Raw genomic sequence first — 18,493 nt, forward strand, 5'->3', positions numbered from 1 at the left:
CTCCCCGCCAGATTTGCTCGAATCGAATATGCCCAATCGAGGAGAGGTTATTATGGCAAAAGGTTACTGGATTGCTCGGGTCGATGTTCGCGACGCCGAGCGATACAAGGACTACGTCGCGGCGGCAAAACCGGCGTTTGAGGAATACGGCGCCAATTTCCTTGCTCGTGGCGGCGCGATGACCGAACTGGAGGGCACAGCCCGTGGCCGCAATGTGGTGATCGAGTTCCCGTCGATGCAGGCTGCAGTCGATTGCTACAACTCGCCGGCATATCAGATCGCTGCTAAAATCCGCCAGGAAGCGGCCGATGCCGAAATGGTTGTGGTCGAGGGTGTCTGATATCGCTCGCTGACAGCGACAACCGGTTGCGGAAACACTTCCACCGTCGCCCGGATTCGGCTAAACAGCATTCCATATTTCGTCGTCCCTTCTTCAGGCTCCCGGAGCTTATCATGACCATCAACAATCTACCGCCTCTCGTCACCGTCTTCGGGGGATCCGGCTTCGTCGGCAGACAGGTGGTGCGCACGCTTGCCAAACGCGGCTACCGCGTTCGCGTCGCGGTGCGACGCCCGGATCTTGCCGGCTTTCTTCTGCCCGCCGGCTATGTCGGCCAGATCTCGCTGGTGCAGGCGAACCTGCGCTACCGCGATTCCGTGCTGCGGGCCGTCGAAGGCTCCGCGCATGTGGTCAACTGCATCGGCATCCTGTTTGAAAGCGGCCGCAACACGTTCGACGGCGTCCAGGATATCGGCGTGAAGACGCTGGTCGAAGCCGTCAAGGCTGCCGGCGCGAAGCTGACCCATGTTTCGGCAATCGGTGCCGATATCAATTCCGCCTCGAGCTACGCACGCAGCAAGGGCCGCGCCGAAGCGACGATCCAGGCCGCACTTCCGGATGCGGTGATCCTGCGTCCTTCAGTGGTTTTCGGTGCTGACGACAGCTTCTTCAACCGGTTCGCCTCGATGGCACGGACGTTCCCGTTCCTACCGCTGATCGGTGGTGGCCATACGAAACTGCAGCCGGTCTTCGTGGAAGACGTGGCGGAAACCGTGGGACGCTCCGTCGACGGCTCCATTCCGTCCGGCAAGATCTACGAGCTGGGTGGCGGCGAAGTAATGACGATGCGCGACTGCATGGAAACGGTCATGCGTGTGACCGCCCGCAAGAAACCGCTTCTCTCGCTGCCTTTCGGCGTGGCCTCCATGATCGGCAGCGTTGCCTCGATGGTGCCCCTGATCACCCCGCCGATCACGGCGGACCAGGTGGAACTCCTGAAACGGGACAATGTGGTTTCGGACGCTGCGGAAAAAGAAGGCCGCACTCTTGCCGGTATCGGCATCACGCCGACGCTGGCTACCTCCGTTCTTGCGTCCTACCTCGTGCGTTACCGGCCGCAGGGCCAGTACACGGGCTCCGGCAAGGCCGCCTGATTTCAATATCCTAGATCCTTACCGGATCCTTGACGACGTGCTCTCCGGGGCGCGTCGTTTTTTTTGGGCGCAGGTGCCGAAAGCTCTGTGGCGCAAAGGTCGCAGTTATTGGCCGTCTTGCGTTAACGGGCAGTTTAGCAAAAACGTTTATTGAATATCAGCCACACGGCCCGTAGACCCACACACAGATATTTCCCTTCTGAAAGGCGCATTTGCATGGGCAAACCCATCGCCCTCTTTTTCGTATGTGCAGCACTTGTGATCCTTGCAGGATCGTTCATGGCTCCTGAAACCGGAGCCGCCGGCAAGCTCGATTGTGCGCCTGCTTATGGCGTCGATCCCTGCAGCACTGCATCCATTCGTTACTGAAGCAGTGATTGAACGACCCATATGACAAAGGCGGCCGATGGCCGCCTTTTTCTTTTTCGGGTAGCGGCCTTCAGGCCCCGAGCAACAGGGCAACAAGGCCGATGGCGCCGACTGCGATACGCCAGTAGGCGAAAGGCGCGTAGCCGCGGCTCGATATGAAATTGAGAAGCGAGCGCACGACAAACACTGCCGTCACGAAGGCTGCCAGAAAGCCGACCACGATGACCGCGCTGTCGTCGAAGGAGAGCAGCGCACGGTTCTTGACGAGATCGAGCGTGAAGGCGCCGACCATTGTCGGCATCGCGAGGAAGAACGAGAACTCCGCGGCCGAACGCTTGTCCGCGCCAAGCAGAAGCGCGCCGACGATGGTGGCGCCGGAGCGCGACGTACCTGGGATCATCGCGAGGCACTGACAGAAGCCGATCTTGATCGCCAGCGACAGTGGATAGTCCATCACGTCATGGTATTTCGGCTCGAACTTCATGCGATCGACGGCAAGCAGGATAAAGCCACCGACGATCAGCATGACGCAGATCAACATCGGCGTTTCAAACAGGACCGTCTTGATGAAATCATGCGCGATCGCGCCGATCACGGCGGCCGGGAGAAAACCCGCCAGTATGGTCAGAACGAAACGGCGCGACTGGACACTGGTCGGCAGCGAGACGGCGATCGAGATCAGCCTTTGCGCATAGACCAGGAGAATGGCCAGTATGGCGCCGAGCTGGATCAGGACCGCAAACGTATTCCCCGGAGAATTGAAACCGAGAAAATGGCCGGCGAGCAGCACATGTGCGGTGGATGAAACGGGCAAAAATTCCGTGAGCCCCTCGATAATACCGAGTACGAGGGCGCTGATAATGGGCTGATCCACCATTCTTAGTCCTTTGCTATGCGATAGAGGTGGTTTTTAATCGTTTCTTAGCGGTTTGTGGCCCCTGCTTGTACTGGCCCTACCAAATCCATATAGCTGGCATATGTCAGGCGGGCGCCCGAAGCAGCCGCTTTCCTATACATTATAACTGAAGTTTTCTTATCGATGCCCACCCTGTATCATCATCAAATGTCGTCTTCCTCTCGCTTCGTCCGTCTGATCCTCGCCGAATACGGCTTCCAGACGGATCTTGTCGAGGAGCAGCCGTGGGAGAAACGCCGCGAGTTTCTCACGCTCAACCCGGCGGCGACCCTGCCTGTCTATGTTGACGACAATATGCGCGTTCTGTGCGGTCCGTCGGTTCTGATGGAATTTCTCGACGAGACCCATGGCGTGCTGAAGCGCGACCGCCGGCTGCTTGCCGAAGACCCGTGGCAACGCGCTGAAATACGCCGGCTGACGGAATGGTTCCTGATCAAGATGGAGCAGGACGTGACCCGGCCGCTGACGCGCGAACGGGTCTACAAGCTGCAGATGACCGCGGCTCAGGGCGGCGGTGCACCTGATTCGAAAGTGCTGCGGACATCTCGCGCCAATATTCGCCAGCACATGAAATATCTTGCCTGGCTTGCCGGCTCGCGCCAGTGGCTGGCCGGCGAGCGCCTGAGCTATGCGGACCTTGCTGCCGCCGCCTCGATTTCCGTGCTCGATTATCTCGGCGAAATCGACTGGTCGGAAATCCCGATCGCCAAGGACTGGTACCAGAGGATCAAATCCCGCCCCTCCTTCCGTCCGCTGCTGTCCGAGCGCATTCGCGGCCTCACTCCGGTATCGCATTATGCGGACCTTGATTTCTGAGCCGGACCACGACCTGAGCCAGGAGAAGGTCGACCTTCGGGCCGACCGGCGTCGGCAGAAGCTGGCTGCCTTCATTCGCGAGGAAGCCGCAGCCCAGGGCTTTGATCTCTGTCGCATCACAAGGCCCGACAGCATTCCGAAAGCACCGGAACGGCTAACGACATTTCTATCTGACGAGCATCACGGCACGATGGACTGGATGGCGGAGACGCGCGAGCGTCGCGGCGATCCCAAGGCGCTCTGGTCCGAAGTCAGGTCGATCGTGATGTTTGCGATGAATTACGGGCCGGACGAGGATCCGCGCGGCATTCTGGAGAAGCCCGACAAGGCCGCGATTTCCGTCTATGCCCGCAACCGCGACTATCACGACGTGATCAAGGGTCGGCTGAAGGAGATCGCCACACGGTTTGCCGCCCGTGCCGGCGAGGATGTCAAAGTATTCGTCGATACGGCACCGGTGATGGAAAAGCCGCTTGGCGAAGCCGCCGGCATCGGATGGCAGGGCAAGCACACCAATCTGGTCAGCCGCACGCACGGGTCCTGGCTTTTTCTCGGCAGCCTGTTCACGACAGCGGATCTGGCCTTCGACGAGGCTGAGCGGGACTATTGCGGCTCCTGCCGCGCCTGTCTCGACGCTTGCCCGACGGCGGCGTTTCCGGCGCCCTACCGGCTGGATGCGCGGCGCTGCATCTCCTACCTGACGATAGAGCACAAGGGACCGATCGCGCCCGAATTCCGGCCGATGATCGGCAACCGTATCTATGGCTGCGACGATTGCCTTGCGGCATGCCCATGGAACAAGTTCGCGGCCAGCGCGTCTGAGATGAAGCTGAAGGCGCGCGAGGACCTCAAGGAACCGTCGATCGCCTTTCTTCTGACGCTGGACGACCCGGCGTTTCGCACCTTCTTCAGCGGTTCGCCGGTAAAGAGGATTGGTCGTGACCGTTTCGTGCGTAACGTGCTGATCGCCGCCGGCAATTCCGGTGACCGCGGCTTCATCGACCAGTGTCGCAGCCTGTCAGCGGATGCGTCCCCTGTCGTGCGCGGCATGGCGATCTGGGCGCTGAAGCGGCTGATGTCGCAAGGTGACTTCGCTTTGTTTGCAGATGCGCGCGGGCCGGAGGATGATGCGGAGGTTAAAGACGAATGGATGATGGCAGGAGTGGTTTGATGCGGGTGATGATCTTCGGATGCGGCTATTCCGGCCAGGCGATTGCGGAGGCCTTCATGGCCGACGGCGCTACGGTTTCCGGTACGGTTCGCAGCGAGGAGAAGGCCGTGGCTCTTCGCGTAAAGGGCATTCGGCCCTTCATCTTCGACGGCAGCGACTTCGATGGAGCGCTGCCGGGCGAGATGGCCGAGGTGACGCATCTGGTTCAGTCCATCCCACCCGGTCATGAAGGCGATCCGCTCCTGAAGCTGATCGACGGCAAGCTCTCGGCCTTGTTTCCGAAGCTCGAATGGATCGGCTATCTCTCGACCGTCGGTGTCTATGGTGACCATGGCGGTGACTGGGTGACCGAGGAGACGCCGGGAAGCCCCATTCTTGGGCGCTCAATCGAGCGCGTCGATACGGAGGATGCCTGGAGCGAGCAGGCGACCAGTGTCGGCGTGCCATGCGCAGTGATGCGTCTTTCCGGCATCTACGGACCCGGCCGCAATGCGTTCGTCAATCTCTCCCGCGGCAGCGCGCGACGCATCATCAAGAAGGGTCAGGTGTTCAACCGGATCCGGGTAGAGGATATCGGGGGCGCCTCGCTGTTTCTCGGGAGCCAGCGGATGGGTGGCCTCTATAATGTCACCGACGACGAGCCATGCCCGCCCCAGGACGTGATCGTCGAGGCTGCCCGGATGATGGGCGTCGAACCGCCGCCCGAACAGGATTTCGACACCGCCGACATGTCGCCGATGGCGCGGTCCTTCTATGGCGCCAGCAAGCGCGTCTCGAATGAGAAGATCAGGGCCGCCGGCTTCCAATTCCGCTTTCCGAACTACCATGTTTCACTCTCGGAATTGTGGTCTTCCGACCGCTGGAGAGCGTGAAATCTCCTCTACTCATCGGTGGGAATTTTCATCCTGAGCCATTATCCCGGTCATAAATTCTTAATGCCTGGGGCGCGGCGCCCCAAAACCGGTCCAAATAAGACAACAGACCGACTTTAAGAGAAAAAAATTTTGCCTGTTTTCGTGAACACGAGTCGTCCGTGGGGAACAGTGGAATGACGTTTCGCTTGGAGACTGATTCTAAAGCTTTTCTTCCGAAAAAGCTTAGCCGGGTGTATTAACAACATCGATCGCAATGTAATCACGAATGTTACAATGCGTAACACTCCGTGATAACAAATCCCACTTTTTCGCCATTTTTGGCCCCGCTTAAGCCGGCTGCACGCAACGTGCAGGGACAAACGGACGGGGACGACCGACTTGACAACAATTCGACGCTCGACACTCGCGGTTGCCATTGCTGCTTTTGCACTACTCGGCACCGCGCAGGCCAATGCTGCGCCCGGATGCGGCCATGCATCCTGGTATGCTCTTTCATCAAAGACCGCTTCCGGCGAGCGGATGAACGCCGCCAAGCTGACCGCCGCACATCGCTCGCTACCATTCGGCACCAGGGTTCTCGTGACCAACAAGCGCAACGGCAAAAGCGTCGTCGTGCGCATCAACGATCGCGGTCCGTTCATTCGCGGCCGGGTGATCGACGTTTCGAAAGCCGCAGCCAAGGATATCGGCATGGTCTCTTCGGGCACTGCGCAGGTCTGCTACCAGATCGTTGCCGACACCCGCGCTTCCAGCCAGAAGATCTCCGGCAAGGGCATCAAGGACGTCGACGGCTGAGGCACCAGAGCTTTGAACGCCTGACGTGCTGCACTTGCCCTTTCGACCGTTCGCGGTTACGACCCACCCCACACGGGTTCAACCGAGACGGAGAATGACATGCGACTGGGCGGACGAGTAGCCGGAGCAATCGACGTACTGGCGGATATCGAGGCACGCAGACGCCCCGTCGCCGACGCGCTGAAGGACTGGGGCCTCGCGCACCGCTTTGCCGGATCCGGCGACCGCGCCGCAATCGGTAACATCGTTTACGACGCATTGCGCATGCGGCTCAGCCACGCATTCATCATGGATGACGACAGTGCTGTCGCACTGGCCTATGCGGTTCTCCTTCGCCAGTGGGGATATTCTCCGGAAACCCTGGCTGCCGATTTTGCCGACGACCGTTTCGCGCCGCCGGTTTTGACCGAAGCGCATATCGCCGCCTTTTCCTCCCGCAAGCTGGAAGACGCGCCGCTTCACATCCAGGGCGACATTCCGGACTGGGTTCAGCCTTCCTTCGAAGCAAATTTTGGCGACGACTGGCTGGCCGAGGCAAAGGCACTTGCCACCCGACCGACGCTTGATCTGCGCGCCAACACGCTGAAGGCGTCGCGCGACAAGGTGGTCAAGGCGCTGGACCGCGCCGGTGCCAAGCCTGCGCGCATTGCCCGCAACGGCATCCGGATCGCTGCCGGCGAAGGTGCTTCCCGGCTTCCCAATATCACCGCCGAGCTTTCCTTCCAGAAGGGCTGGTTCGAGGTGCAGGACGAGGGCTCGCAGATCGTGGCCGAGCTCGTACAGCCTGCCGAGAACCATCAGGTGCTGGACTATTGCGCCGGTGGCGGCGGCAAGACGCTGGCGATGTCGGCTGCGATGAACAACAAGGGCCAGGTTCACGCCTACGATACCGACCGCAAGCGGCTGGCGCCGATCATCGAGCGCCTGCGTCGGGCCGGCACCCGCAATGTTCAGGTTCACGACGATGCACGCCAGCTTGAAGGTCTCCGGAACAAGCTTGACGCAGTTCTGGTCGATGCGCCCTGCACCGGCACGGGTACGTGGCGCCGTCGCCCCGACACGAAATGGCGGCTGACGCAGAAGAACCTCGACGAGCGCATTGCGCAGCAGCAGGACGCACTTTCCGAAGCATCCGCTTTCGTGAAGCCGGGCGGCGCGCTTCTTTATGTGACCTGTTCGATCCTGCCGGAAGAAAACGACCAGCAGGCTGTCCGTTTCTGCGAGCAAAACCCCGAATTCTCCATTGTGCCGGCAGCCGACCAGTGGGCGAAGATTTTCGGCAACGACGCGGCCACGCCTCGCGCCAAGGATGCAGCGACGGTGACACTGTCTCCCGCAAGTACCGATACGGACGGATTCTTTTTCTGCCGCATGCAACGCAAGGTTTGAGCGGGACTTGTCTTGCGGATTTACCCTGAAAGCATTCTAAACTAGATCATTTGACACAAGTTTAGATTTGCGCGATGAGCCTTTGAGGCAGCCTCGTTTTCAAACGACGCCGCAATGGAGAGGGACATGATCCGCAAATTCGCTTTCAGCGCCGCACTGGCGCTTCTCGCCGCATCGACTACATTAACGGCAGCGCGCGCCGACACGAAGCCGGCCGCCGTGCTCAAGCATTATTCCGAGCTGGCGCATGCCAAGTTCGAGGATTCGCTGATATCAGCGCAAAGCCTCGAAAAGGCGGTCGACGCACTGATTGCAAATCCGAGCGAGGAAACCCTGAAGGCAGCAAAAGCGGCCTGGATCGCGGCCCGTGTTCCCTACCAGCAGACCGAAGTCTATCGTTTCGGCAATTCTGCCGTCGATGACTGGGAGGGCAAGGTCAATGCCTGGCCGCTGGATGAAGGCCTGATCGATTACGTCGATCCCTCCTATGGCACCGAAAGCGACGAGAACGCGCTCTATACGGCCAACATCATTGCCAACCCCAAGATCAAGGTGAACGGCAAGACGCTGGACACGACCAAGATCACCACGAAGACCCTTCGCAGCCTGCATGAGGCCGGCGAGATCGAGGCGAATGTGGCGACCGGGTATCACGCGATCGAGTTTCTGCTGTGGGGCCAGGATACCAATGGCACCGGGCCTGGCGCCGGCACGCGGCCCTACACGGATTACAGCAAGACCGAGTGCACCAACGGCAATTGCGACCGTCGCGCCGCCTACCTGAAAGCGGCAACCGCATTGCTGGTTGCCGATCTGAAAGACATGGTTGTGGCGTGGGGCCCCAAGGGCAAGGCCGCCAAGACCGTCGAGGCCAATGGCAAGAAGGGTCTGAGCGCCATCCTGACCGGCATGGGCTCACTCTCCTATGGCGAGCTTGCCGGCGAGCGGATGAAGCTTGGCCTGCTGCTGCATGATCCGGAAGAAGAGCATGACTGCTTCTCCGACAACACCTATGCCTCGCACCTGAACGACGCGATCGGCATCAAGTCGGCCTATACGGGAGAATATACCCGTATCGACGGCACCAAGATGACCGGTGCCTCGCTGTCAGATCTCGTCTTGGCCAAGGACAAGGCGCTGGACGACGAGATGAAGGGCAAGCTGGATGCGACGCTTGCGGCCATGAACGCGATGGCCGACCGCGCCCAGAAGGTCGAGGCCTACGACCAGATGATCGGCGAGAACAATGCCGACGGCAATGCCGTGGTCCAGAAGGCGATCGACGGGCTGATCGACCAGACCAAGACCATCGAGCGCGTCGTCGCGTCGCTCGATCTCGGCAAGGTTGAGCTCGAAGGCTCCGACAGCCTCGACAATCCCGATGCGGTATTCCAGTGAGCCGCTGAAGCGGTTGCCAAGCGATTGCGATGAAACATTTCACCTCATTCACCCCTCCCCGAACGCGGGAGGGGCATAACCACTCCCCGACTTGTCGCCAGCACCCGCTGGACGACGAGGCCGCTTCCCGCTGCCTTCCTCCTCCCGGGAAAAGTGCCAGGAGGAGCAGCGGGTATTTGTTTCGGCTGGTTTTGCCAGTCGTTTCCGGCGCTCTCTTCCTGATCCCGCTGATCGCCACCGGCGGCGACAGCATTTTTCCGACGTCGCGCACCGATCTCAACCCGAAAGACCAGAAGCGGGTGGAGAGCGTGACGCGTGCCACGACGGACTTCTCCAAGCCGGAGCAGTTCGAGCTGATGGCCGGCGGCGGCGCGACGACGAAGGCCAGCGTCAACGGCAATATCTTCTCGCATTTTTCTGCCAACATCACGTTTGAGGAAGAGCAGGAGTTCAAGCTCGGCAATGCGCTGTTCACGAAGCTCTGGGTGTCATCTCCCTCGTCGACCCAGGCTTCCGACGGGTTGGGTCCGCTGTTCAATGCGCGGGCCTGCCAGAGCTGTCACCTGAAGGATGGTCGCGGGCATCCGCCGGAAGGTGGCGCCGACGCGACCTCGATGTTCCTGCGGCTGGCCCGCCCGGCCCGGACCGACGAAGAACGCGCGGTGATCGCCGATTATCGCAAGCTCAACTTTCCGGATGCGGTCTATGGCGAGCAGTTGCAGGATCTCGCCGTGCCCGGGCTGCAGGCCGAAGGCAGACTGCAGATTGCCTATCAGGACCTGCCGGTGAAACTTGCCGATGGCGAGGTGGTTACTCTGCGCAAGCCCAGCTATTCGGTTGCAGACCTGGGATTTGGCCCGATGGAGGGCGATGTCACGCTTTCGCCGCGCGTGGCTCCGCCCATGATCGGCATGGGCCTCATTCAGGCGATCCACGAGGCCGACCTGCTTGCCAACGCCGATCCTGATGACACTGATGGTGACGGTATTTCGGGAAAGGCCGCGCTGGTGCGCGACCACAAGAGCGGCGAGCTGAAGATCGGCCGTTTCGGCTTCAAGGCGCAGAACGCCTCCATCCGCGACCAGAGTTCATCGGCTTTCGCCGGCGATATCGGCATCTCGACGCCGGACGATCCGTTCGATCACGGCGACTGCAGGAAGGCGCAGAGCGACTGTCTGGCCCTGCCGACCGGTGTCCAGCCGCGGCTCGGCCCTGTGGAAGCACCTGATCCAGTGCTGCCGCTCGTCACCTTCTACTCGGAAAACCTCGCCGTGCCCGCGCGACGCGATATCGGCGATGCCGGCGTGCTGAAGGGCAAGCAGCTGTTTTATCAGGCGGGCTGTGCTTCCTGTCACATGCCGAAATTCGTGACCCGCCGCGATGCGGGAAACAAGGCGCATGCGTTCCAGCTGATCTGGCCCTATTCCGACTTCCTGCTGCACGACATGGGCGAAGGCCTTGCCGATGGCCAGCAGGTGGGCGTGGCGAACGGGCAGGAATGGCGCACCCAGCCGCTCTGGGGTATCGGCTTGACGCAGACCGTCAATGGGCACACGTTCTTCCTGCATGACGGGCGGGCGCGAAACCTGACCGAGGCAATTCTCTGGCATGGCGGCGAGGCGCAGACGGCACGCGATGCCTTTGCATCGCTTTCCAAGGATGATCGCGCTTCTCTTCTCACCTTCCTGGAGTCACTCTGATGCGCATGATCTTCGCGGCCGGCCTGGCTCTGCTGCTGTCCACAACAGCGCAGGCGCAGGATGCCGACAGCGTGCCGGCAGTCGAACTTCCGGCAGCTACCGTCACGAAGGTGATGACTGCGGCGGTCAACGGCTTTGTCCGGCCGGGCTATGATGCCTTCGAGACGTCTGCGCAGAATATGGCCGACAAGAGTGCTGCGCTCTGCAAGGCGCCTTCGGTCGCCAATCTCGACGTCGTTAAGACCGCATTCCGCGCGCTCGTCGTCAGCTGGGGGTCGATCGAGATCGTCCGCACCGGACCGATCATCGAGCAGAACCGGTTCGAGCGGGTTCTGTTTTATCCCGACCGCAAGAGCACCGGTCTGAAGCAGGTGCAGGCTGTGCTTGCCAAGAAGGACGAAACAGCGACGGACCCAGCGACGCTTGCCGCGAAAAGTGTTGCGACGCAGGGTCTCGGTGCACTCGAATATCTGCTTTACGGCACCAATGCCGATAGCGATCTGCTGACGGCCGAGAATGCATTTCGCTGCCGATATGCCGCCGCAGCCGCGCAGAACGTTGCCAATGTCGCAAAGGAAGTGGCCGGTATCTGGGACGCGCCGGATGGCATCGCCAAGACTTGGGAACAGCCGGGACCCGACAACCCGGCCTTTCGCACAGGCGGCGAGGCGATAACTGCGTTGCTCGGTATTCTGGTCCATGGCGCGGAGGCCGTGCGCGACCAGCGGATCGAGACATTCTACAAGGGTGCCGGCAAGGCGACGTTTCCGAAACAGGCGCTGTTCTGGCGTTCGCAAAACACCTGGGACAGCCTGCACGGCAATCTTGATGGATTGTCAAAGCTGCTCGCCACGTCGGGCATGGTCGAGCTGCTGCAGGAAAAGGACCGACCGGTCGTCGCGGCAACGCAGGCCAGATTGCAGTCGATGATCGCCACGGCCCGCACCGTCATGCCCAATATCGAAGTGGCGGTCGAAAACCCCGGCGAGCAGGCGAAGCTGCAATCGCTTCTCGACGGCGGAAAGGACGTGATCGCCAAGCTGAACGACGGTTACGGCGGCGCGATCGGGCTTTCCTCCGGCTTCTCGTTTGCAGACGGCGACTAGGCCATGAGCTGGCGCGGCGAAACAATCGATCGACGCGGCTTCCTGAAGGCGGCCGGCGTCGCCTTTACCGCGGCCCTTAACCCGGGCTCGCTGATGGCGCTGGAACGGGCAGACGCGGTCTATGCCTCGGGTTTTCGCGCACCCGACGGCTCATTCGGCATCGCGACCGTGTCGGAGCGCGGCGAGATCATCGATCGTGTGGCGCTGCCCGCCCGGGCGCATGGCATGGCCTTCAGTGCTACGACCGGTCGAACGGTGGCCTTCGCCAGGCGGCCCGGCACGTTCGCCATGGTGTTCGATGCGGCACGCCGGGCGGAGCCTGTCATGATCACCGCGCCGGAGGGGCGACATTTCTACGGGCACGGGCATTTCTCGCCTGATGGTACCAGGCTCTACGCGAGCGAGAATGATTTCGACGGCAATCGCGGCATGATCGGCGTCTATGATGGACGCGACGGCTTCCGCCGCATCGGCGAATTCGATGCCCATGGTGTCGGCACCCACGATATGACCGTCTCCGACGACGGGTCGATGCTGGTCATTGCCAATGGCGGTATCGAGACGCATCCGGATTTCGGCCGCACCAAGCTCAATCTCGATCGTATGGAGCCATCGCTGGTGCTGCTGGATGCACGATCCGGCGCGCTGATCCAGAAACACCTGATGCCGCCGGCGCTATCGCAGCTTTCCACCCGGCATCTCGACATTGCCGATAGTGGCCGGATCTGGTTTGCCTGCCAGTGGGAAGGTGCGCGCAACGCGTTGCCTCCGCTTGCCGGCTGGTTTTCGAAGGGCGAAGACATCGCCTTCCTCGACCTGCCCGAACAAACCACGGTGCGGCTTGGCAATTATGTGGGCGCGATTGCCGTCAACCGTCGCGAGGGGCTGGTCGGCCTGACATCACCGGTCGGCGGTGCGGCGGTGACGCTGGATGCAAGGACCGGTCAACTGCTCAAGGAGGAGACGGTGCGGGAGGCTGCGGGCGTCGCACCGGCCGCGCATGGCATCGCGGTCTCGACCTATGACGGGCGTTTCAACGAGACCAAAAGCCGGATAGCCTGGGACCAGCACATCGTTCGCATCGGATGATCTTTCCGGCCGCTCAAACCGCTCTATCTGAGGGTACATGCGCAAACCTATTGTCTACGGTCTCTTCATCATCGCGTCGGTCGCCGTCGGCGTGATCAGCGGCGTCAGCAACATTCCCGGCGAATGGTACCAACAGCTGAACAAGCCGTTCTTCAATCCGCCGAACTGGATCTTCGGACCGGTCTGGACGGTTCTCTACGGCATGATTGGGGCAGCGCTCGCATCCACGTGGTACGACCAGAACAACACTCGAAGGCTCGTGGTGTTTGCGGTGCAGGCCGTCCTGAACCTTCTCTGGTCTCCGGCCTTCTTCGGAATGCAGAACCCGGTTCTGGGCCTCACCATCATCGTTCCGATGCTCGCTTTCATCCTGCTCTTCATCGCCATGAGCTGGCAGCCCAACCGAACCGCCGCGCTCCTATTCGTGCCCTACGCGCTGTGGGTCGCGTTTGCGACGATGCTCAACATTTCGATCGTCATGCTCAATTGACGAGCCGAGACCAAACCGGCTTGCCGATACCGGCCCGGCATGGCACCTTGCCTCGATCAAAGGGGCAGGCATGAGCATTCTCGAAACAGGCGATTTTCGCGAGCGTATTCGCCAGAGTTTTGACCGGCAGGGCGCGATGGCAATGCTCGATGCGGAGCTCACCCGGGTCGAGCAGGCGATGATCGAGATCGAGCTGCCCTATAGCGAAAAGCTGACCCAACAGCATGGTTTTCTGCATGCCGGCGTGATTTCGGCAGCCCTCGATACCGCCTGCACCTATGCCGCCTACACGACGATTGCGCCTGATGCCTCGATCCTGACGATCGAGTTCAAGGTGAACCTGTTGTCGCCCGGACGTGGAGAGCGGTTTCTGTTTCGCGGCGAAATCACCAAGCCCGGGTCGACGATCATTGTCGCGGACGGGCGCGGTTATGCGATCAGTGACGGGCCGGCAAAACTCATTGCGTCCATGACCGCATCGATGATGGTCATCCGGGGCAGGCAGGATATCGTCGGATGAATTTCGAACTCAAGTCGGTTGCGGGCAAAAAGGTCATGTTCGTGATGGCCGTCGATGCCGAATACGGTCCGCATCTCAAAACGCGGATCAAGCCGCTGATGACCGGCGTCGGCCCGGTTGAGGCGGCGGCCGTCCTGTCGCGCGCGCTGACACGGCTGGAAACGGAAAGCCGGTTGCCGGATCTGGTCGTCTCACTCGGGTCCGCCGGGTCGCGCAGTCACGAGCAGACAGAAGTCTATCAGGTATCCTCCGTTGCCTATCGCGACATGGACGCCTCCCCGCTTGGTTTCGAGAAGGGACGCACACCGTTTCTCGATCACCCGGCAATCGTCCCCATGCCGCTACGCATCCCCGGCATTGCGGAAGCGTCGCTTTCGACGGGCGGCAATATCGTTTCGGGATCAGCTTACGATCTCGTGGCCGCCGACATGGTGGACATGGAGACCTTTGCCGTGCTGCGATGCTGTCAGCTTTTCGGTGTTCCGCTGATCGGCCTGCGGGGCATTTCCGACGGCAAGGCAGAGCTGAAGCATGTCGACAACTGGACGGAATATCTCCATGTCATTGACGAGAAGCTTGCCGCGGTCATCGACCGGCTTGAAAACGCCCTCGAAAGCGGCGATTTGGCGCTCTGACGCAGTTGCACAAAAGCCAGTTTTTCTCTAAAGGCTCGCCATGACCCAGACAACGCCCTTGGTAGCTCATCCCGACAGCATTCTCATCATCGATTTCGGCAGCCAGGTGACGCAGCTGATTGCGCGCCGCGTGCGCGAAGCGGGTGTGTATTGCGAGATCCACCCGTTTCAGAGTGCCTCGGACGCGTTCGACAAGCTTGCGCCGAAGGGTGTGATCTTTTCCGGCGGCCCGGCATCGGTCACGACAGAGGGTAGCCCCCGCGCGCCGCAGGCCGTGTTCGACAGCGGCGTTCCGATCCTTGGCATCTGCTACGGCCAGCAGACGCTGGCAACCCAGCTCGGCGGCGTCGTCGAGGGTGGCCATGCCGCGGAATTCGGTCGCGCCGATGTCGAAATCAAGAAATCCAGCCCGCTGTTTGATGGTTTCTGGGAACAGGGCGGACGCTATCCGGTGTGGATGAGCCACGGCGACCGCGTTACGCAGTTGCCCGATGGCTTCGAAGTCATCGCCACATCCGAAAACGCGCCGTTCGCGATCGCTGCCGACGAGAGCCGCCGCTATTACACGACGATGTTCCATCCGGAAGTGGTGCACACGCCAGATGGCGCCAAGCTCTTGTCCAATTTCGTGCACAAGATCGTCGGCCTGAAGTCCGACTGGACCATGGCGGCCTACAAGGCTGAAATGATCCGCAAGATCCAGGAACAGGTGGGCACGGAGCGCGTCATCTGCGGCCTATCCGGCGGCGTCGACTCATCCGTTGCAGCCATTCTGATCCATGAGGCGATCGGCGACCAGCTGACCTGCATCTATGTCGACCACGGCCTGATGCGCCAGGGCGAGACCGAACAGGTCGTCGGCATGTTCCGCGATGCCTATAACATCCCGCTCGTTGCCGTGGATGCATCCGACCTGTTCCTGACCCAGCTTGCCGGCGTTTCCGACCCTGAGGTCAAGCGCAAGACGATCGGCCGCCTGTTCATCGAGGTTTTCGAAGCGGAAGCCGCCAAGATCGCCTCCGACGGCAAGGGCGCTCCGCGCTTCCTCGCGCAGGGCACGCTTTATCCCGACGTCATCGAGAGCGTTTCGTTCTCCGGCGGCCCGTCGGTCACCATCAAGAGCCACCACAATGTTGGCGGCCTTCCTGAGCGCATGAACATGCAGCTGGTGGAGCCGCTGCGCGAACTTTTCAAGGACGAGGTCCGCGCACTCGGCCGTGAACTCGGCCTGCCGGAAAGCTTTATCGGCCGCCACCCGTTCCCGGGTCCAGGCCTTGCCATCCGCTGCCCCGGTGGGATTACCCGCGAAAAGCTCGATATCCTGCGCAAGGCGGATGCGATCTATCTCGACGAAATCCGCAAGGCCGGTCTCTACGACACGATCTGGCAGGCATTCGCCGTGCTGCTGCCGGTCCAGACCGTGGGCGTGATGGGCGACTACCGCACCTACGACTTCGTCTGTGCGCTGCGCGCGGTCACCTCGGTCGACGGCATGACGGCCGACTTCTACCCCTACGACATGAACTTCCTCGGCCGTGCGGCAACCCGCATCATCAACGAAGTGCGCGGCATCAACCGCGTCGTCTACGACGTGACGAGCAAGCCGCCCGGCACGATCGAGTGGGAATAGGCCTTTAGTGACCGGCCGCATCACTCGGCGGCCTGTCACGTCCCAATCCCTTCCCGGATATTCCTATGCTCCGCAGCCTCTATGACTGGACGATGGCGCTCAGCGCCCGCAAGTCCGCAAGCGTGTGGCTTGCGGTCATCGCCTTCGTCGAAAGCTCTGTCTTCCTGGTGCCGGCAGATGTGCTGTTTCTGCCCATGGCGCTCGCGAGACCAGAGCGCGCCTGGCGCTACGCCCTGATCGCTACAACGTTTTCGGTCCTCGGTGGCATTGCGGGCTGGTGGATCGGGTTTTTCGCTTTCGATGCGATCGCTGTGCCGATCCTCGAATTCTGGGGCAAGCTCGATACGTTCAACGAGCTGAAGTCCGGCATCACCTACGAGACGATCCTGCTGATGCTGGTCACCTCAGGCTTTGCGCATCTGCCGCCGATCAAGGTGGTCACGATCCTGTCCGGTGCCGTGCATGTCAACATCTGGCTGTTCATCGCGGCGGCCGTGGTGACCCGCGGTGCCCGCTTCTTTCTCCTGGCATGGCTCCTGCGCCGCCACGGCGAGAGCATCCGGCACTTCATCGAGAAGCGGCTCGGGAAGATCGCACTGATCGGCGCCGTCGTGCTGATCGCCGTCTATTGCGCCTACAAGATGCTGATGAGCTGAGTTGGCGCGACGCCAGCTCGTCTATGCTATCAGGCAGCCTGGGCGCGCCTGGCCTAGTATCATTATTTTTGCGGGGAAGTTTGTGGCTTGATCGCCTATTGGCTTTCGAAACAAGCCATGCGTTTAGCGGGATGGTGACCTGCTCTGGCTGAAGGGCTCAGCCGGGTCGTATCATCAGCGCTTATGGTGTGGTGAAGGATTACGCCACACATGTCCGGCAGGAGCTTTCCCGCCGGGCGGTCTTTGGAAGTATGATTAGCGAACCTTGCGGAAAGCCTGGGGATCGATGCCGAGGATCTCGAGATCACGGGCGTGCGGACGACGGTTGTTCTCGACAGCAGCGGATGCGGAGACGGCAGCGCCGAACAGTGCAAATGCACGACCGAATGCGCCAACGCGGTTCTTGATAGATGCAGACATTTGATCTCTCCTTGTGATGTTCCTAAAATAGGCTTCTGATTGTGCCTATACAATCGACAAGCTCACAGAGGAGGCATGCGCCAATCACATGGCACGGACCTCACGGCATCCATGCCTTGCCTAAACCGAGGTGTCGTTGCTATCGATCGTCATCAACTGAAGAGGTTTTCATGGCGATCACCATCTATGGCATCAAGAATTGCGACACGATGAAGAAGGCCCGCGCCTGGCTGGATGAGAAGGGCGTTGCCTACACCTTCCACGACTACAAGGCGCTCGGTATCGACCCCGATCATCTTGACGACTGGACGGGGCGCGCCGGGTGGGAACAGGTGCTGAATCGCGCAGGCACCACGTTCAAGAAACTTCCCGAGACCGACAAGCTGGATCTCGACCGGGAGAAGGCGATCGCGCTGATGGCGGCTCAGCCATCGATGATCAAGCGGCCCATACTGGAAGCGGATGGCGAGCTGGTTGTCGGCTTCAAACCGGAAACCTACGCCGCGACATTCACCGAGACCTGAATTTCATGTCCAGGGCGACCCGCGCAACCGAAGTCCTCGAGAAGGCTGACGTGAGCTTCACGACGGTCACCTACGACTATGATCCAAACGCCGAACGCATCGGCCTTCAGGCAGCCGAGGCGATCGGCGAAGAGCCTTGCCGTGTCCTGAAGACGTTGATGGCGGAGGTGGACGGCAAGGCGGTCTGCGTTGTCATCCCGTCCGATAGGGAAGTCTCGATGAAGAAGCTTGCGGCGGCCTTCGGCGGCAAGTCTGCGGCCATGATGAAGCCGGCCGATGCGGAACGGATAACCGGTTATCGTGTCGGCGGCATCAGCCCGTTCGGACAGAGGAAGCTCGTCCCGACGGCCATCGAAGCGACAGCTCTCGAGGAGGTCCACGTTTTCATCAATGGTGGCCAGCGAGGGCTTCAGGTTCGTCTTGCCCCAAAAGACGCACAATCGGCGTTGAAAGCGATAGCGGCGGCCCTTGTTGCGTGAAGCGAGGGGACTATGATCGTGACCGATCGACTTCAAATTCACCTCAGTTACCCTAAGTCGTGTCAGCAGATATTCCAAGAA

21 protein-coding genes are annotated in these 18,493 nt (G+C 60.9%); 19 read left to right on the top strand and 2 right to left on the bottom strand.

Going from position 1 to position 18,493, the window contains the following annotated elements; translation table 11 throughout:
• Window positions 1-52 precede the first annotated feature (52 nt).
• From AC0JZ8_RS04335 to AC0JZ8_RS04345, 3 genes are all read left to right on the top strand, one after another.
• Entirely contained in the window at window positions 53-340 is a 288-nt protein-coding gene (locus AC0JZ8_RS04335; RefSeq protein WP_092663808.1) for a DUF1330 domain-containing protein, read from the top strand.
• A 113-nt stretch (window positions 341-453) separates the two neighbouring features.
• Entirely contained in the window at window positions 454-1,434 is a 981-nt protein-coding gene (locus AC0JZ8_RS04340; RefSeq protein WP_325263860.1) for a complex I NDUFA9 subunit family protein, read from the top strand.
• Between the two features lie 216 nt (window positions 1,435-1,650).
• Window positions 1,651-1,803: a hypothetical protein gene (locus AC0JZ8_RS04345; RefSeq protein ID WP_092663810.1), complete on the top strand. Its 153-nt coding sequence runs from the start codon at window positions 1,651-1,653 to the stop codon at window positions 1,801-1,803.
• Window positions 1,804-1,873: 70 nt separating this feature from the next.
• Here the strand turns inward: AC0JZ8_RS04345 and AC0JZ8_RS04350 are convergent, their stop codons facing one another.
• Window positions 1,874-2,680: an undecaprenyl-diphosphate phosphatase gene (locus AC0JZ8_RS04350; RefSeq protein ID WP_062578775.1), complete on the bottom strand. Its 807-nt coding sequence runs from the start codon at window positions 2,678-2,680 to the stop codon at window positions 1,874-1,876.
• A gap of 162 nt (window positions 2,681-2,842) precedes the next feature.
• On the opposite strand from AC0JZ8_RS04350, the gene AC0JZ8_RS04355 reads away from it, so the two are divergent.
• From AC0JZ8_RS04355 to AC0JZ8_RS04420, 14 genes are all read left to right on the top strand, one after another.
• Complete coding sequence (locus AC0JZ8_RS04355) at window positions 2,843-3,535, top strand: glutathione S-transferase family protein (protein WP_062454065.1); 693 nt, start codon at window positions 2,843-2,845, stop codon at window positions 3,533-3,535.
• A complete protein-coding gene (gene queG / locus AC0JZ8_RS04360; RefSeq protein ID WP_471893323.1) occupies window positions 3,528-4,706 on the top strand; it encodes a tRNA epoxyqueuosine(34) reductase QueG in 1,179 nt (392 codons plus the stop codon). Before AC0JZ8_RS04355 ends, queG begins: the two co-directional genes overlap by 8 nt.
• A complete protein-coding gene (locus AC0JZ8_RS04365) occupies window positions 4,706-5,578 on the top strand; it encodes an SDR family oxidoreductase (protein ID WP_471891896.1) in 873 nt (290 codons plus the stop codon). The genes queG and AC0JZ8_RS04365 overlap by 1 nt, the downstream gene beginning before the upstream one ends.
• Window positions 5,579-5,959: 381 nt before the next feature.
• A complete protein-coding gene (locus AC0JZ8_RS04370) occupies window positions 5,960-6,376 on the top strand; it encodes a septal ring lytic transglycosylase RlpA family protein (RefSeq protein ID WP_062454067.1) in 417 nt (138 codons plus the stop codon).
• A gap of 99 nt (window positions 6,377-6,475) precedes the next feature.
• Window positions 6,476-7,765 (top strand): RsmB/NOP family class I SAM-dependent RNA methyltransferase, encoded by a 1,290-nt coding sequence (locus tag AC0JZ8_RS04375; RefSeq protein WP_113109365.1) that lies wholly within the window; start codon window positions 6,476-6,478, stop codon window positions 7,763-7,765.
• Between the two features lie 126 nt (window positions 7,766-7,891).
• Window positions 7,892-9,163, top strand: coding sequence for an imelysin family protein (locus AC0JZ8_RS04380; RefSeq protein WP_471891897.1), 1,272 nt, complete (start codon window positions 7,892-7,894; stop codon window positions 9,161-9,163).
• 29 nt (window positions 9,164-9,192) lie between these two features.
• Window positions 9,193-10,863, top strand: a complete 1,671-nt coding sequence (locus tag AC0JZ8_RS04385) for a di-heme oxidoreductase family protein (protein ID WP_471891898.1) — start codon at window positions 9,193-9,195, stop codon at window positions 10,861-10,863.
• Complete coding sequence (locus AC0JZ8_RS04390) at window positions 10,863-11,969, top strand: imelysin family protein (protein WP_471891899.1); 1,107 nt, start codon at window positions 10,863-10,865, stop codon at window positions 11,967-11,969. The genes AC0JZ8_RS04385 and AC0JZ8_RS04390 overlap by 1 nt, the downstream gene beginning before the upstream one ends.
• Window positions 11,970-11,972: 3 nt before the next feature.
• On the top strand, window positions 11,973-13,058 hold the full coding sequence (locus AC0JZ8_RS04395; RefSeq protein WP_471891900.1) for a DUF1513 domain-containing protein: 1,086 nt from the start codon (window positions 11,973-11,975) through the stop codon (window positions 13,056-13,058).
• A gap of 37 nt (window positions 13,059-13,095) precedes the next feature.
• Complete coding sequence (locus AC0JZ8_RS04400; RefSeq protein WP_471891901.1) at window positions 13,096-13,548, top strand: TspO/MBR family protein; 453 nt, start codon at window positions 13,096-13,098, stop codon at window positions 13,546-13,548.
• A 70-nt stretch (window positions 13,549-13,618) separates the two neighbouring features.
• Window positions 13,619-14,068: a PaaI family thioesterase gene (locus AC0JZ8_RS04405; RefSeq protein WP_062454073.1), complete on the top strand. Its 450-nt coding sequence runs from the start codon at window positions 13,619-13,621 to the stop codon at window positions 14,066-14,068.
• Window positions 14,065-14,703: a 5'-methylthioadenosine/S-adenosylhomocysteine nucleosidase gene (locus tag AC0JZ8_RS04410; RefSeq protein WP_471891902.1), complete on the top strand. Its 639-nt coding sequence runs from the start codon at window positions 14,065-14,067 to the stop codon at window positions 14,701-14,703. The genes AC0JZ8_RS04405 and AC0JZ8_RS04410 overlap by 4 nt, the downstream gene beginning before the upstream one ends.
• 40 nt (window positions 14,704-14,743) lie before the next feature.
• A complete protein-coding gene (guaA, locus tag AC0JZ8_RS04415) occupies window positions 14,744-16,333 on the top strand; it encodes a glutamine-hydrolyzing GMP synthase (protein ID WP_471891903.1) in 1,590 nt (529 codons plus the stop codon).
• Between the two features lie 65 nt (window positions 16,334-16,398).
• Window positions 16,399-16,989: a YqaA family protein gene (locus AC0JZ8_RS04420; RefSeq protein ID WP_062578755.1), complete on the top strand. Its 591-nt coding sequence runs from the start codon at window positions 16,399-16,401 to the stop codon at window positions 16,987-16,989.
• Between the two features lie 255 nt (window positions 16,990-17,244).
• Here the strand turns inward: AC0JZ8_RS04420 and AC0JZ8_RS04425 are convergent, their stop codons facing one another.
• Window positions 17,245-17,409 (bottom strand): hypothetical protein, encoded by a 165-nt coding sequence (locus AC0JZ8_RS04425; RefSeq protein WP_092663836.1) that lies wholly within the window; start codon window positions 17,407-17,409, stop codon window positions 17,245-17,247.
• Between the two features lie 170 nt (window positions 17,410-17,579).
• On the opposite strand from AC0JZ8_RS04425, the gene AC0JZ8_RS04430 reads away from it, so the two are divergent.
• Entirely contained in the window at window positions 17,580-17,933 is a 354-nt protein-coding gene (locus tag AC0JZ8_RS04430) for an ArsC family reductase (protein ID WP_192078114.1), read from the top strand.
• A gap of 5 nt (window positions 17,934-17,938) precedes the next feature.
• The gene (gene ybaK / locus AC0JZ8_RS04435) at window positions 17,939-18,412 is read left to right on the top strand and encodes a Cys-tRNA(Pro) deacylase (RefSeq protein WP_471891904.1); all 474 of its coding nucleotides are present in this window, start codon (window positions 17,939-17,941) and stop codon (window positions 18,410-18,412) included.
• The last annotated feature ends 81 nt before the right edge of the window (window positions 18,413-18,493 follow it).

It is taken from the genome of Velazquezella soli (assembly GCF_977018685.1).

Excerpts from the sequence above, each read along its gene's own strand:
- AC0JZ8_RS04335 (WP_092663808.1), top strand. The coding sequence starts at position 53 with ATGGCAAAAGGTTACTGGATTGCTCGGGTCGATGTTCGCGACGCCGAG.
- AC0JZ8_RS04340 (WP_325263860.1), top strand. The coding sequence starts at position 454 with ATGACCATCAACAATCTACCGCCTCTCGTCACCGTCTTCGGGGGATCC.
- AC0JZ8_RS04345 (WP_092663810.1), top strand. The coding sequence starts at position 1,651 with ATGGGCAAACCCATCGCCCTCTTTTTCGTATGTGCAGCACTTGTGATC.
- AC0JZ8_RS04350 (WP_062578775.1), bottom strand. The coding sequence starts at position 2,680 with ATGGTGGATCAGCCCATTATCAGCGCCCTCGTACTCGGTATTATCGAG.
- AC0JZ8_RS04355 (WP_062454065.1), top strand. The coding sequence starts at position 2,843 with ATGCCCACCCTGTATCATCATCAAATGTCGTCTTCCTCTCGCTTCGTC.
- AC0JZ8_RS04365 (WP_471891896.1), top strand. The coding sequence starts at position 4,706 with ATGCGGGTGATGATCTTCGGATGCGGCTATTCCGGCCAGGCGATTGCG.
- AC0JZ8_RS04375 (WP_113109365.1), top strand. The coding sequence starts at position 6,476 with ATGCGACTGGGCGGACGAGTAGCCGGAGCAATCGACGTACTGGCGGAT.
- AC0JZ8_RS04380 (WP_471891897.1), top strand. The coding sequence starts at position 7,892 with ATGATCCGCAAATTCGCTTTCAGCGCCGCACTGGCGCTTCTCGCCGCA.
- AC0JZ8_RS04385 (WP_471891898.1), top strand. The coding sequence starts at position 9,193 with ATGAAACATTTCACCTCATTCACCCCTCCCCGAACGCGGGAGGGGCAT.
- AC0JZ8_RS04390 (WP_471891899.1), top strand. The coding sequence starts at position 10,863 with ATGCGCATGATCTTCGCGGCCGGCCTGGCTCTGCTGCTGTCCACAACA.
- AC0JZ8_RS04395 (WP_471891900.1), top strand. The coding sequence starts at position 11,973 with ATGAGCTGGCGCGGCGAAACAATCGATCGACGCGGCTTCCTGAAGGCG.
- AC0JZ8_RS04400 (WP_471891901.1), top strand. The coding sequence starts at position 13,096 with ATGCGCAAACCTATTGTCTACGGTCTCTTCATCATCGCGTCGGTCGCC.
- AC0JZ8_RS04405 (WP_062454073.1), top strand. The coding sequence starts at position 13,619 with ATGAGCATTCTCGAAACAGGCGATTTTCGCGAGCGTATTCGCCAGAGT.
- AC0JZ8_RS04410 (WP_471891902.1), top strand. The coding sequence starts at position 14,065 with ATGAATTTCGAACTCAAGTCGGTTGCGGGCAAAAAGGTCATGTTCGTG.
- guaA (WP_471891903.1), top strand. The coding sequence starts at position 14,744 with ATGACCCAGACAACGCCCTTGGTAGCTCATCCCGACAGCATTCTCATC.
- AC0JZ8_RS04420 (WP_062578755.1), top strand. The coding sequence starts at position 16,399 with ATGCTCCGCAGCCTCTATGACTGGACGATGGCGCTCAGCGCCCGCAAG.
- AC0JZ8_RS04425 (WP_092663836.1), bottom strand. The coding sequence starts at position 17,409 with ATGTCTGCATCTATCAAGAACCGCGTTGGCGCATTCGGTCGTGCATTT.
- AC0JZ8_RS04430 (WP_192078114.1), top strand. The coding sequence starts at position 17,580 with ATGGCGATCACCATCTATGGCATCAAGAATTGCGACACGATGAAGAAG.
- ybaK (WP_471891904.1), top strand. The coding sequence starts at position 17,939 with ATGTCCAGGGCGACCCGCGCAACCGAAGTCCTCGAGAAGGCTGACGTG.